Here is a 13028-nt window from a genome sequence, read left to right on the forward strand (position 1 = left end):
CGGGGCTATCGACGAGGTCACTTCTCGGTGGTGTCGTCCCGGTCCGAGTCGGCCTTGGTCTTGGGCGGCTGGACCACCGCCGTCTCGGCGCCCTCGTGGCCGTGCGCGAGGGTCTTGCCGGTGAACGACAGGTGGGACTCGAGCCGCATCCGCTCGGAGATGTGCGGGTAGTGCAGCTCGAACGCGGGGCGCTCGGAGCGGATCCGCGGCAGCTCGGTGAAGTTGTGCCGCGGCGGCGGGCAGGAGGTCGCCCACTCCAGCGAGTTGCCGTAGCCCCACGGGTCGTCGACGTTCACGACCTCGCCGAACCGGTAGCTCTTGAAGACGTTGTAGAGGAACGGAAGCATCGAGGCGCCGAGGATGAACGCGCCGATGGTGGAGATCGTGTTCAGCGTGGTGAACCCGTCGGACTCCAGGTAGTCGGCGTACCGGCGCGGCATGCCCTCGTTGCCCAGCCAGTGCTGCACCAGGAACGTGCCGTGGAAGCCGATGAAGGTCAACCAGAAGTGCAGCTGGCCCAGCCGCTCGTCCATCATCCGGCCGGTGATCTTCGGGAACCAGAAGTAGATGCCGGCGAAGGTGGCGAACACGATCGTGCCGTAGAGCACGTAGTGGAAGTGCGCGACCACGAAGTAGGTGTCCGAGACGTGGAAGTCGACCGGCGGCATGGCCAGCAGGACGCCGGTGAGACCGCCGAAGAGGAAGGTCACCAGGAAGCCGACGCTGAAGATCATCGGCGATTCGAAGGTCAGCTGGCCCTTCCACATGGTGCCGATCCAGTTGAAGAACTTCACACCGGTCGGAACCGCGATCAGGAAGGTGGTGAAGGCGAAGAAGGGCAGCAGCACGGCGCCGGTGGCGTACATGTGGTGCGCCCACACCACGACCGACAGGGCCGCGATGCCCAGCGTCGCGTAGACCAGGCCGGAGTAGCCGAACAGCGGCTTGCGGCTGAAGACCGGGAAGATCTCCGAGACGATGCCGAAGAACGGCAGCGCGACGATGTAGACCTCGGGGTGGCCGAAGAACCAGAACAGGTGCTGCCAGAGGATGACGCCGCCGTTCTCCGGGTCGAACACGTGCGCGCCGAGGTGCCGGTCGGCCATCAGGCCCAGCAGCGCGGCGGTCAGGATCGGGAACGCCAGCAGGATCAGCAGGCTGGTCACCAGGATGTTCCAGGTGAAGATCGGCATCCGGAACATCGTCATGCCCGGAGCGCGCAGGCAGATCACGGTGGTCAGCATGTTGACCGCACCGAGGATCGTGCCCAGACCGCTGACCGCCAGACCGGCGATCCACATGTCCGCGCCGTGACCCGGCGAGTGCAGGGCGTCCGACAGCGGGGTGTAGGCGAACCAGCCGAAGTCGGCGGCACCGCCCGGCAGCAGGAAGCCGCTGACGACCATCAGCCCGCCGAACAGGTACAGCCAGTAGCCGAACGCGTTCAACCGCGGGAAGGCGACGTCCGGGGAACCGATCTGCAGCGGCAGGACGTAGTTGGCGAAGCCGAACAGGATCGGCGTCGCGTACAGCAGCAGCATCACCGTGCCGTGCATGGTGAACAGCTGGTTGTACTGCTCCTGCGAGAGGAACTGCATGCCCGGCACGGCGAGCTCGCCCCGGATCAGCATCGCCATCAGGCCGCCGACCAGGAAGAACGCCATGGACGTGACCAGGTAGAGGATGCCGATTTGCTTGTGGTCCGTGGTGCGGAACATCCGCGCCAGGAACGATCCCTTGACCGTTTTGCGCACCGGATAAGGGCGCGTGGCGATCGGCTGTGGCGCGACGGCCGTCACGGTGCCTCCTGCACTCCCTTGAAGCCTGCTCGGGTCCGCCTGTCGATCGGACCCGCCCCGACCCCTTCTGAGCCGGTTGGCAGCATGCGACACCCGGCAGGCGCCCTGCAGAGCGGACGATCGCGAATGCTGCCGACTGCGGATACTAGCCCTGACCTCTGGCCGCGGTGCGGCCGGGCCGTAGCCACCCTATTTATCCGGCGTCGGTCAGTCACCCCGAGTGAGATCCACCAGACAGTTCGCGATCACGCCGGGAAGCTGGCCGACGTCGCGCGCACGCCCGCCGACCCGGCCCGTTAGCCTGAGGTCAACAGGTCCGGGCCGCCCAGCCTGCGTTCGCACCGGGCAGCACTGGGACGAAGTCCACCAGATCCTGGAGGGGAAGCACGTGCGGAAGAGCGCGATCATCGGCGCTGTGCTGTTGGGCGGCATCGCCCTGGCGGGCTGCTCGCCCGCCGAGTACGACAGCGAGCAACCCCCGGCTCCGGGCACGCCGCCCGCGGAAGCGCCGAAGCGGGTTGCCGACCCGGCCGCGGCCGAGCACGGCCAGGCCGGCCACGGCGAGGCGAGCGGCCCGGCCGCGGAGCTGCTGATCAACCGCGAGCAGCTCAACCAGCTCGCCGAGCTGGCCGAGCGCAACTCGCAGAACCCGCAGGTCAAGCAGCTCGCCGCCGATCTGAAGGGCGCGCTGGAGCCGCAGCTGACCGAGCTGCGCGAGCTCGCGGGGGAGGCCCCGGAGCCGCCCGAGTCGAACCTGGGCGGCGCCACCGGCCAGACCTTCGACCAGCAGTGGAAGCAGGAGGTGCGGTCCCTGCTGGAGCAGTCGGCCGAGCTGGCCGACCAGGCCAAGAGCGCTCCGGATCTGAACGAGATCGCGACGGAGATCACCGAGCACCAGAAGCAGGCCCTCGAGGACCTCAACGCGCTCGGCTGACTGGTCGATGAACCGGCCCCCGCGACCAGCTGGTCGCGGGGGCCGTTCGCCTTTCGGGCGGCGAACCCTTCCGAACCGAAACCTACTATGAGTAGGCTACTGCGAAGTAGGTACGGCCTCGGGACTCAAGGGAGAGCGAGATGCGCAGTGTTGCTGGCAAGGTCGTCCTGATCACCGGGGCCGCGCGGGGGATCGGTGCGGAGACCGCCAGGGAGCTCGCGCGGCGCGGCGCGAAGCTCGCCCTGGTCGGGCTCGAACCCGCCGAGCTCGCCGCGGTCGCCGCCGAGCTCGGCGAGGGGCACTACTGGGCCGAGGCCGACGTCACCGTCCCCGAGTCCATCGAGGCCGCGGTGGCCGGGGCCGTCCAGCAGCTCGGCGGCATCGACGCGTGCGTGGCCAACGCGGGGATCGCCCCGGTCGGCACGATCCGCGAGGGCGATCCGCGCGGCTTCCTCAAGACCATCGACGTCAACGTCAACGGCGTGTTCCACACCGCCCGCGCGGTGCTGCCGCACCTGGTGGACCGGCGCGGCCACCTGCTGGTGGTCTCCTCGCTCTCGGCGTTCACCCCGATCGGCGGGATGGCCGCCTACACGGCCAGCAAGGCGGCTGCCGAGTCCTTCGCCAGCGCGCTGCGCATGGAGGTGCTGCACCTCGGCGTGACGGTGGCCAGCGCTCACCCGTCCTGGATCGACACCGACCTGGTGCGCGAGATGGCCTCGGACCTGGAGTCGTTCACCGAGATGCGCAACAAGCTGCCCTGGCCGATGCGCGCGATCACCACGCCGGAGAAGTGCGCGAAGGCCTTCGCCGACGGCATCGAGAAGCGCAGCCGCCGGGTCTACGTGCCGCGCTCGATCGCGCTGCTGCACTGGCTGCGCAACCTCAACGCCTCGCTGCTGGCCGAGCAGCTGTTCAAGCCGATCCTGCGCACCGCGATCCCCAAGCTCGAGCAGGAGGTCCGCGAGCTCGGCCGCTTCATGAGCGAGCGCAACCAGAAGCTCAACTCCTGACGACGCGCGGTTCGGCCTGGAACCGCTGGCCGCTGCGCGGTTTCAGGCCAAGCTGCTCGGTCGCCGCAGCGGTTCGGTGCGGTGGCGCTGCAGCGCCACCTGGTGCCCGATGACCTCCCGCGGAATCGGCGCCGGGCGGCGGTGCGGGGAGCTGCGCGCCGGGCGGCGGGTGCGGCGCTCCTGTTCGATCTTCTCGATCAGCAGCCACACCGTGCGGTCGTTCTCCCCGGTCGACCGGTGCTGGGCGCGGGCCGCCGGCGAGAGCCACCCGGGCAGCTTCGCCAGCAGGCCGCCGAGCGCGGCGCCCGCGGTGTTGCAGGCGATGTCGTCGGTGGAGGCGACCCGCCCGCTGATCGCCAGGAACTGCACCAGCTCGATGCACGCCGAGACCGCCAGACCGCCGAGCGCGATCTTGCCGAGGTTGTCGAACCAACCCACGCGCTTGGGCACCAGCATCCCCAGCGGCAGCAGCAGCACGAGGTTGCCGCCGAGCTGGATCCACGGCTCCGCGTCGCCCGGACCGGCCGCGAGCGCGACCTCCACGTCGCTGCCCAGCTCCGGGCTGACCCGTTCCGGCGGCGGCAGCTGCGGGGTGAAGACGAGGTATCCGACGGAGAGGGCGGAGTACGCCAAACCGGCGTCGACGAGCGGTTCGCGCAGCCCGTGCGGTTCGGTGGAACGGCCGCGGACGAGCGCAGATGCACCACCGGCGCCGACAGCCGCCAGGAGCAGCAGTGCCAGCCCCAGCACGAATCCGTCAAATGCCGCAAGAATCTGCTGCACGTTAGCCGCACTTCCTCTGGCCGCCAGCGCCAGGACTCAAGCCTTCAAACGGCACGCCGAATACGACCCGCCGAAAGGCTGGAACCGTTGGTGAATTCCATTTCCAGGGGTCGCCGTCGACCGGGTTCCTCGATGCTCGTTCAGGCGCCGGCAGCGGCCGGACGCCGCTTCGGGGCTCGCGCGACGTCCGGCCGCCCAACCCGCCACCGCGAGGGCGGCGGAACGGGATGTGCCGAGGTCACGAGCACTCCGGCAGTACCGACGCCCTCGTCGGGGTTCGGGCGTCGCCACCTGCCGGACCCGTTCCCCCGCCAATCCCGCGACTGGCCGGGCAGGTCCGCCTGAATCGACTCCGTTCAGCACCGAAGTTAGCTGGCGACCGGGATCTTTCCAGCCTCCTGGCAAGAATCCGCCAGGCCGACGAGCCCGGTCCGAAATGGTCGCGAAAACGGACCCGGAACCACCGTGAACTGGGATTCGACCGCGCTCGCCGGAACGCATTCCCAATACCGCGGGATGTTCACAAAATTACCGCTCCCGCTATGCGATGAATTCCTCGCATCCGCCGGTGAACACCGGATTGAACACCGGGAAGAGCGCGTTCGGGAATGGCCGAAATTACGCCGAACGGGAATGCGACCAAAGTCGGAGACCGCGGGGCGGAGGAATAGGCGGTTCGGCCGAGAACCCGCGACCTGGGCGCTCGGTTCCAGCACCGCGGCGAACTCCCAGCCGGTCGGCCTCGGGGTCGCGCCGGCGATGTGGCGGCGCCGCAGCTCCACCCGGGGCGATCCGAGCCGAGATCATCTCCACCACCGCGTCCGGCTCGTGCGCCCAGCTCAACGGTCAGACGAAGCGCTTCAGGCGGCGATGCTGGCCGCCAGCCGGTCGGCAACGCTGCTGGGCTCGCGGCCGAGGAGCTCGGCCAGCAGGGGATCGGCCGCTGCGAAGTAGCCGGCGCGGCTGGCCTGGTACCAGGTGAGCATGAGCCGGGCCGCCTGCTCGGGCACCCCGTTCGCGATCTGGTCGGCAACCCACTGCTCGTCGTTCAGCACGGTGCGCTCGATGGTGCGGCCGGTCAGGTCGGAGGCGATCGCGGCGAGATCGTCGAAGGTGACGGCGGTCGGTGCGGTGAGGGTGATCGCGCCGTCGAAGGAGCGGTCCCCGGCGAGGAGGGCCGCGGTGGCCTCGGCGACGTCCGCGCGGTCGGTGTACGGGGCGGGGCCGTCCTCCGGGCGGGCGATCTCCCCGGTCCGCTGCCACGGGCCGAGCACCTGCTCCAGCGTTCCGTAGGGGCCGTTGCGCAGCGCGGTCCAGGCCACTCCGGACTCGGCGAGGGCTGCCTCGGTGGCGACGTGGATCTCCGACGGCAGGTACGGGTTGCCGGGGACCGCGGCCTGCTGGCTCGTGTAGAGGATCCGCTGGGCGCCTGCGGCGACGGCGGCCTCGACGGCATCGCGATGCAGGCCGACCAGGTCGGCCGCCGGGTCGTTGCCCGACACCAGGAGCACCTGCTCGGCACCGGCGAACGAGCTGCGCAGCGCGGCCGGGTCCGCGTAGGAGCCCTGCCGCACCCGGACGCCGCGATCGGCGAAGTGCTGCGCCCGGGCGACGTCGCGGACGCTGACGCCGATCCGGTCCGCGGGCACGCGCTCCAGGAGGTTCTCCACGGTGGCGCTGCCGAGACCGCCGGTGGCACCGGTGACAACGATCATGCTCGCGACCTCCTCCCGTCCGCCCGCACCGCATCAGCCCTGGCGGACAGGGCTGCGCCATAAGTTGACCGTGCGGGTCAGCTTTCGACCTGCCAGCGACAGTAGGTAAGCTGACCCGGCGAGTCAAATTTCGATGCCGAGCGGCAGTGGGAGTCGGTGAGGACCTTGACCGGTGCGGTGCCATCGGAACCGCGGCTGCGCGCCGATGCCCGGCGCAACTCGGAGCAGATCCGGGCCGCCGCGATCGGTGCGTTCCAGGGCCGGGGCCTGACGGTGCCGCTGGAGGAGGTCGCCGAGGCCGCCGGGGTGAGCAAGGCCACGATCTTCAACCGGTTCGGCGGCCGGATCGGCCTCATCGAGGCCGTCATCGAGGAGGTCGTCGCCGCGCAGCTGTTCGCCGTCATCGATCGCACGCGGACGATCGACGACGCCGGCGACCGGATCGCGCACTACTTCACCGCGATCCGCGACCTCCAGTACCGCCAGCCCGCGGTCAACGACGTCCTGCTGCAGGCCTATCCGCACTCGCAGCAGCTCATGGAGATCTGCCGAGCCGGGAGCGAGGTCAACGACGAGCTCGTCGCAGCCGCGCGGGAGTCCGGCGCGCTGCGGCCGGAGTTCACGGCGAGCGACCTGCACGCGCTCGTCGTGGACAACGCCCTCGCCCTCAAGCACGGCGAGCGGCCGCCCCGGGACGACTACGACCGCCGCACCACCTACCTCCTGGACGGGATCCGCGGGAACCAGTCCGCTCCCGACCGGCGATGACAGCGCCCCGCCGCGGTGCGGCGACCGGCCATCGGACCGATCGCGCGCCGCCGCGCTCCCGAGCCGGGCCGCCGGGGCGGGCAGGAGCGGGCGGTCAGCCCTCCTTCTTGCGGAACAGCCGCAGCAGCGGGTCGTAGCGGCGGTCGGCGACGCGCTCCTTGAGCGGGATGAGGGCGTTGTCGGTGATGTGGATGTGCTCCGGGCAGACCTCGGTGCAGCACTTGGTGATGTTGCACATGCTCAGGCCGTGGTCGCCGCGGGCCTCCTCCGGCCGGTTCTTCGCCTCGTCGAGCGGGTGCATCTCGAGCTCGGCCACCCGCATCAGGAAGCGCGGACCGGAGAAGTTCTCCTTGTTGTCCTCGTGGTCGCGGATCACGTGGCAGGTGTCCTGGCACAGGAAGCACTCGATGCACTTGCGGAACTCCTGCGAGCGCTGCACATCGACCTGCTGCATCCGGTACTCCCCCGGCTCCAGGTCGGGCGGCGTGAACGCGGGCACCTCGCGGGCCTTGACGTAGTTGTAGGAGACGTCGGTGACCAGGTCCTTGATCAGCGGGAAGGTCTGCAGCGGGGTGACCGTGATGGTCTCGTCCTCGGCGAAGGTGGACATCCGGGTCATGCACAGCAGCCGGGGATGCCCGTTGATCTCGGCCGAGCAGGAACCGCACTTGCCCGCCTTGCAGTTCCACCGCACCGCCAGGTCCGGCGCCTGGGTGGCCTGCAGCCGGTGGATGATGTCGAGGACGACCTCGCCCTCGTTGACCTCCACGGTGTAGTCCCGCAGCTCGCCTTCGGCCTCGCCGCGCCACACCCGGAAGTGCGCCTGGTAACCCATCAAGACTCCTCGGTCGTCACGTCCGCGAGCTCGTCCTCGGTGAAGTACTTGCGCAGCTCGTCGAGCTTGAACAGCTCCAGCAGGTCGGGGCGCATCGCCGGCTGCGCCTGCTCGGTGACCTCGACGCCGTCGCCGGTCGTCCGGCAGACCAGCAGCTTGCGCCGCCACCGCGATTCCATCGACGGGTGGTCGTCGCGGGTGTGCCCGCCGCGGCTCTCGGTGCGCAGCAGCGCGGCGCGGGCGACGCACTCGCTGACCAGCAGCATGTTGCTCAGGTCCAGCGCCAGGTGCCAGCCGGGGTTGAACTGCCGGTTCCCCTCGACCTGCAGGTGCTTCGCGCGGTCCACCAGGCCGCGCAGCTCCCCGAGCGCCTCGCTCATCTCCTCGCCCCGGCGGATGATGCCGACCAGGTCGTTCATCACCCCCTGCAGCTCGGAGTGCAGCGCGTAGGGGTTCTCGCCCGGCCGATCGCCCGGGTCGAACGGATCGGCCGCCCAGCGCGCCGCGGCTTCCACGTCGGACTCCGGGATCCGCGGCCGCGACGGCAGCGACCCGACGTACTCGGCCGCGCCCGCGCCCGCGCGCTTGCCGAACACCAGCAGGTCCGACAGCGAGTTGCCGCCCAGCCGGTTCGACCCGTGCATGCCGCCGGCGACCTCGCCGGAGGCGAACAGGCCCGGCACCCGCGAGGCAGCGGTGTCCGGGTCGACCTCCACCCCGCCCATCACGTAGTGGCAGGTCGGGCCGACCTCCATGGCCTCGGCGGTGATGTCGACGTCGGCCAGCTCCTTGAACTGGTGGTGCATCGACGGCAACCGGCTGATGATCGTCTCGGTGGGCAACCGGGTCGCCACGTCGAGGAAGACCCCGCCGTGCTGCGAACCGCGCCCCTCCTTGACCTCGTTGTTGATCGCGCGGGCCACCTCGTCGCGGGGCAGCAGCTCGGGCGGGCGCCGGTTGTTGTCCGGGTCGTCGTACCAGCGGTCGGCCTCGGCCTCGTCGTCGGCGTAGTTGTCCTTGAACACCTCGGGGATGTAGTCGAACATGAAGCGGGCGCCCTCGGAGTTGCGCAGCACCCCGCCGTCGCCCCGCACCGACTCGGTGACCAGGATCCCCTTCACGCTCGGCGGCCACACCATCCCGGTGGGGTGGAACTGCACGAACTCCATGTTGATCAAGCTCGCCCCGGCGCGCAGCGCCAGCGCGTGCCCGTCCCCGGTGTACTCCCAGGAGTTCGAGGTGACCTTGAACGACTTGCCGATCCCGCCGGTGGCCAGCACCACCGCGGGCGCGTCGAAGACCACGAAGCGCCCGGACTCGCGCCAGTAGCCGAACGCGCCGGAGATCCGGTCGCCGTCCTTGAGCAGCTCGGTGACCGTGCACTCCTGGAAGACCTTGATCCGGGCCTCGTAGTCGCCGTGCTCGGCGTGGTCCTCCTGCTGCAGGGAGACGATCTTCTGCTGCAGCGTGCGGATGAGCTCCAGCCCGGTGCGGTCGCCGACGTGCGCCAGCCGCGGGTACTCGTGCCCGCCGAAGTTGCGCTGGCTGATCCGGCCGTCCGGGGTCCGGTCGAACAGCGCCCCGTAGGTCTCCAGCTCCCACACCCGCTGCGGGGCCTCGCGGGCGTGCAGCTCGGCCATCCGCCAGTTGTTCAGGAACTTCCCGCCGCGCATCGTGTCGCGGAAGTGCACCTGCCAGTCGTCGCGGGAGTTGACGTTGCCCATCGACGCCGCGATACCGCCCTCGGCCATGACCGTGTGCGCCTTGCCGAACAGCGACTTGCAGACCACCGCGGTCCGCAACCCCGCCTGCCTGGTCTCGATCGCCGCGCGCAGACCCGCGCCGCCGGCGCCGATCACGACCACGTCGTACTCGTGCCGTTCGATCTCCACATCGATTCCTTACGGTCTCTCTCGGCCGACCGCCCGCGCCGCCTGCGCGGCGAGGACGGTTCGCTGGCATTGCTGAGGACGAGCTCCGCGGCCCGCGCTCAGGTCCCCCTGCCGCACAACGCGAATCACCTCGAAACGCTCAGTTGAACAACCGGGGATCGCTGATGGCGCCGGTGGCCACCAGCATCACGTAGAGGTCGACCAGCGCGACCGAGGCCAGCGAGCTCCAGGCCAGCAGCATGTGCTTGCCGTTGAGCCAGGTGATCTTGGTCCACAGCCAGTAGCGCACCGGGTGCTTGGAGAAGTGGTTGAGCCTGCCGCCGATGAGGTGCCTGCAGGAGTGGCAGGACAGCGTGTAGGCCCACAGCAGCACGACGTTGATCAACATCAGCAGCGTGCCGAGCCCGACGCCCACGCCGCCGCTCGTCCCCCGGAAGGCGATGACCGTGTCGTAGGTCAGCACCAGCGCGACGAGCATCGCCGCGTAGAAGAAGTACCGGTGGACGTTCTGCATGATCAGCGGGAACCGCGCCTCACCGGTGTAGCGGCGGTGCGGCTCGGAGACCGCGCAGGCCGGCGGCGACGCCCAGAACGAGCGGTAGTAGGCCTTGCGGTAGTAGTAGCAGGTCAGCCGGAATCCGAGCACGAACGGCAGCACGAAGATCGGCGGCGGCACCAGCGGCCCGAGATCGGGCGCGGGCTGCCCGAAGTGGCTGGCGCCGGGCACGCAGGCCGCCGACAGGCACGGCGAGAAGAAGGGCGCCAGGTAGTTGTGCTCGGGCACCCAGTAGTAGGCGTTCATGAACGTGCGGACCAGGCCGTAGACCACGAACGCGGCGAGCCCGAGGAAGGTCAGCAGCGGCGGCAGCCACCACCGGTCGGTGCGCAGGGTGCGCGCGGAGAGGCGGGCTCGGCCGGTGGTCGGGGGTGCGGACATGCGCGGACCTCGTTGTCGTCGGTAGTCCGGTGCTCACCTGAGGCCGACCATTGTGGATCACCTCACAGGCACATGAGTAGTCCCCCACCCGGCGCAATGTCCGGGTGCACCCGATCGAGTCCGCTCGGCTGGGCCGGTCGTCAGCTCCGTCCTTGGCCGCCGATCCCCTCGTCGTCGGCGTCCTCCCACAGCGAGGGGTCGTAGGGCGTGTCCGGCACCATCACGACCTCGCCCTGGCCGACGCCGGTCTCCCGGCGCGGGGCGGGCACGACCGCGGCGAGCTCGGCGGCGTCGATGTCCAGCCGCTCCAGGTCGTTCTGAATCCGGCGCACGGCCGGGTCGTCGCCGTAGCGGGCCCGCAGCGCGTTCGCGCTGCTGCGCAGCTGCCCGAGGACGCGCTGGAAGTCGGCCAGTTCGGTGGTCGTCGAGGTCATGGGCGAACACCTCTCGCCTAGTCGTGGCTTTCCGCCTCCGACTCTGCCCGGATCCGCCAATTGTGACAAGTGCCACATTATTGGATCTTGGAACGCTCCCCGAACGGACGATCAGGACTCCGCGGACGCCCTGGGCGCGAAGGGCAGCTTCTCGGTGCACGGCGGCCCGGAGATCGCCCGGCCGATCCGCTGCGCCGCCCAGCCCAGCAGGACCACCAGCGCCAGCGAGCACACCAGCACCACCGCGGTCGCGGCGTGCCACAGCCAGCCCGGAACGCCCGGCGCGGCCTCGCGCTGCAGCAGGTCGAACTCCGAGGTCGCCTGCCTGCTGAACGTCGGCCGCGCCGAGACGTCCAGCGGCGCGGCGCGGGGCAGGTCGATCGGCACGGCCACGATCGAGCGCCCGTGGTGCAGCCGCACCATCGTCTTCCAGTGGGCGTCCAGCGGTACCGGGGTGTGCGTGCGGTACACCCCGGGCGCGACCTCCTGCAACCGGTCCACGTGCAGGCCGCCGCCCGCCCAGCCGGTCACCGTCAGCCAGGTCGGGTTCTGCGCGAGGTCCGGCGGCGAGATGCGGATCTCGGCCTGGTGCGTCTCCGGGTCCAGCGCCACGTTCGCGGTCACCCCGCTGGGCGCCGATCCGATCACCCCGTTGGCCACGGCCAGCACGACCACCGCCAGCGCGCCGGCGAAGGTGCCGTTGCGCACCACCGCGCCGGAGAGCTCGCCGCGCAGCGCCTGCACCAGCAGCGCGCCGAGCAGACCGCCAGCCACGCCGCCCGCCAGCGACATCGCCACGCCCTCGACGAGCATGTCCGGCTCCCAGGGCAGCCGGAAGGCCAGCTGGGTCCACAGGTACTCGCAGGTGAAGCCGATGGTGCCGATCAGCAGGCCGGCCGCGATGCCCAGCAGCAGCGGTCGGCGGGCCAGCGCCACCGCGGCGATCTCGACGCACAGCGCCTCGACCAGGTACAGCGGGATGCCCGAGCTCAGCTCGTCGAAGGCGGGCCCGAGCAGCAGCAGGATCCCGCCGCGCACCACCAGGTAGCAGCCGACGGCGAACAGCGCGCCGCCGCGACCGACCCACATCCGCGCGGTCACCAGCGCGCAGCCCGCCGCGAGGGCGATCAGCAGCGGGTGGAAGACCATCCGGAACTGCGGCACGCCGAAGTCGAACTCGGTCTGGAACACCGAGAGGCCCAGCAGCAGCGCGCCGCTGAGCATCCCGCGCCGCACGTAGTTGGCGCGCATCGTCTCGGCCCTGCCGGTGCGCACGAAGCGGCCCTCGCGCTCCAGTAACGACACGGCCACCAGCGACAGCCCGGTGCCGCCGATGAGCATCAGCGTCGTCGGGCCCCACAGCGTGACGTCCTCGCCGTAGATGCGGTGCCAGACGCCGTCGAGCGCGAAGCCCAGCAGCGCGTAGCCGCCCGCGATGACCAGCACCAGCCCGGAGGCCGGCGCGTGCCAGTCGGCGGTGATGCGCACCGAGGCGCGGCCAGGTCGCTCGCCCCGCGGCAGGACGATCGCCAGCACCCCCGCGGTGAACAGCCCGAACAACCCGAGCAGCAGCGGGAGGTGCGCGAGGTCGGCGTGCGGGCTGCGAGCGCCGGTCGTGATGCGCAGCGCGATGCTCCAGTACAGCCCGATCAGCGCGACGACCACCGAGGGGAGCGCGAGCGCCATCGGCAGCGCCGACCAGCCGGGCAAGCCGCGCAGCAGCCGGGAGTGCTCGGCGCGCTCGGACACGCGCGCGAGCCAGGTGATGCGACCGGTGCGATGCGCGCGGCCGAGCGCGACCAGGCCGACGGCGAGCAGCACCGCGCCACCCCAGGCGACGAGGACCTGTTCGGGACCCGCGCCGTCAGCCGGGGCGCGGTCCGCCAGGGGCCGCATCAGCGAGGTCATGGTCGAGATC

The 13028-nt window shown here is 70.5% G+C and carries 11 protein-coding genes; 3 read left to right on the forward strand and 8 right to left on the reverse strand.

The window, feature by feature from the left end; translation table 11 throughout:
• Nucleotides 1–17 precede the first annotated feature (17 nt).
• The gene (gene ctaD, locus ACFQRI_RS16670) at nucleotides 18–1799 is read right to left on the reverse strand and encodes an aa3-type cytochrome oxidase subunit I (protein ID WP_380669548.1); all 1782 of its coding nucleotides are present in this window, start codon (nucleotides 1797–1799) and stop codon (nucleotides 18–20) included.
• A gap of 388 nt (nucleotides 1800–2187) precedes the next feature.
• On the opposite strand from ctaD, the gene ACFQRI_RS16675 reads away from it, so the two are divergent.
• Both ACFQRI_RS16675 and ACFQRI_RS16680 read left to right on the forward strand, forming a co-directional pair.
• The gene (locus tag ACFQRI_RS16675; RefSeq protein WP_380669550.1) at nucleotides 2188–2733 is read left to right on the forward strand and encodes a hypothetical protein; all 546 of its coding nucleotides are present in this window, start codon (nucleotides 2188–2190) and stop codon (nucleotides 2731–2733) included.
• Nucleotides 2734–2873: 140 nt separating this feature from the next.
• Nucleotides 2874–3746, forward strand: coding sequence for an SDR family oxidoreductase (locus ACFQRI_RS16680; RefSeq protein ID WP_380669552.1), 873 nt, complete (start codon nucleotides 2874–2876; stop codon nucleotides 3744–3746).
• A gap of 42 nt (nucleotides 3747–3788) precedes the next feature.
• Here the strand turns inward: ACFQRI_RS16680 and ACFQRI_RS16685 are convergent, their stop codons facing one another.
• Together ACFQRI_RS16685 and ACFQRI_RS16690 are read right to left on the reverse strand one after the other, a co-directional pair.
• The gene (locus tag ACFQRI_RS16685) at nucleotides 3789–4529 is read right to left on the reverse strand and encodes a VanZ family protein (RefSeq protein ID WP_380669554.1); all 741 of its coding nucleotides are present in this window, start codon (nucleotides 4527–4529) and stop codon (nucleotides 3789–3791) included.
• Between the two features lie 860 nt (nucleotides 4530–5389).
• Nucleotides 5390–6244, reverse strand: coding sequence for an NmrA family NAD(P)-binding protein (locus ACFQRI_RS16690; protein ID WP_380669556.1), 855 nt, complete (start codon nucleotides 6242–6244; stop codon nucleotides 5390–5392).
• A gap of 177 nt (nucleotides 6245–6421) precedes the next feature.
• Between ACFQRI_RS16690 and ACFQRI_RS16695 the strand changes: the two genes are divergently transcribed.
• Entirely contained in the window at nucleotides 6422–7012 is a 591-nt protein-coding gene (locus ACFQRI_RS16695; RefSeq protein ID WP_380669558.1) for a TetR/AcrR family transcriptional regulator, read from the forward strand.
• Nucleotides 7013–7106: 94 nt separating this feature from the next.
• On the opposite strand, the gene ACFQRI_RS16700 is transcribed toward ACFQRI_RS16695, so the two are convergent.
• The 5 genes from ACFQRI_RS16700 to ACFQRI_RS16720 all read right to left on the reverse strand — a co-directional run bounded on the left by ACFQRI_RS16700 (nucleotide 7107) and on the right by ACFQRI_RS16720 (nucleotide 13018).
• Complete coding sequence (locus ACFQRI_RS16700; RefSeq protein WP_380669560.1) at nucleotides 7107–7847, reverse strand: succinate dehydrogenase/fumarate reductase iron-sulfur subunit; 741 nt, start codon at nucleotides 7845–7847, stop codon at nucleotides 7107–7109.
• Entirely contained in the window at nucleotides 7847–9739 is a 1893-nt protein-coding gene (locus ACFQRI_RS16705) for a fumarate reductase/succinate dehydrogenase flavoprotein subunit (RefSeq protein WP_380669562.1), read from the reverse strand. Before ACFQRI_RS16705 ends, ACFQRI_RS16700 begins: the two co-directional genes overlap by 1 nt.
• A gap of 139 nt (nucleotides 9740–9878) precedes the next feature.
• A complete protein-coding gene (locus tag ACFQRI_RS16710) occupies nucleotides 9879–10676 on the reverse strand; it encodes a hypothetical protein (RefSeq protein ID WP_380669564.1) in 798 nt (265 codons plus the stop codon).
• A gap of 140 nt (nucleotides 10677–10816) precedes the next feature.
• A complete protein-coding gene (locus ACFQRI_RS16715; RefSeq protein WP_380669566.1) occupies nucleotides 10817–11110 on the reverse strand; it encodes a hypothetical protein in 294 nt (97 codons plus the stop codon).
• Nucleotides 11111–11221: 111 nt separating this feature from the next.
• Nucleotides 11222–13018 (reverse strand): hypothetical protein, encoded by a 1797-nt coding sequence (locus tag ACFQRI_RS16720; RefSeq protein ID WP_380669567.1) that lies wholly within the window; start codon nucleotides 13016–13018, stop codon nucleotides 11222–11224.
• Nucleotides 13019–13028 lie beyond the last annotated feature (10 nt).

The sequence above is a fragment of the Saccharopolyspora griseoalba genome, assembly GCF_042665275.1.
In the GTDB taxonomy this organism is placed as follows: domain Bacteria; phylum Actinomycetota; class Actinomycetes; order Mycobacteriales; family Pseudonocardiaceae; genus Saccharopolyspora; species Saccharopolyspora griseoalba.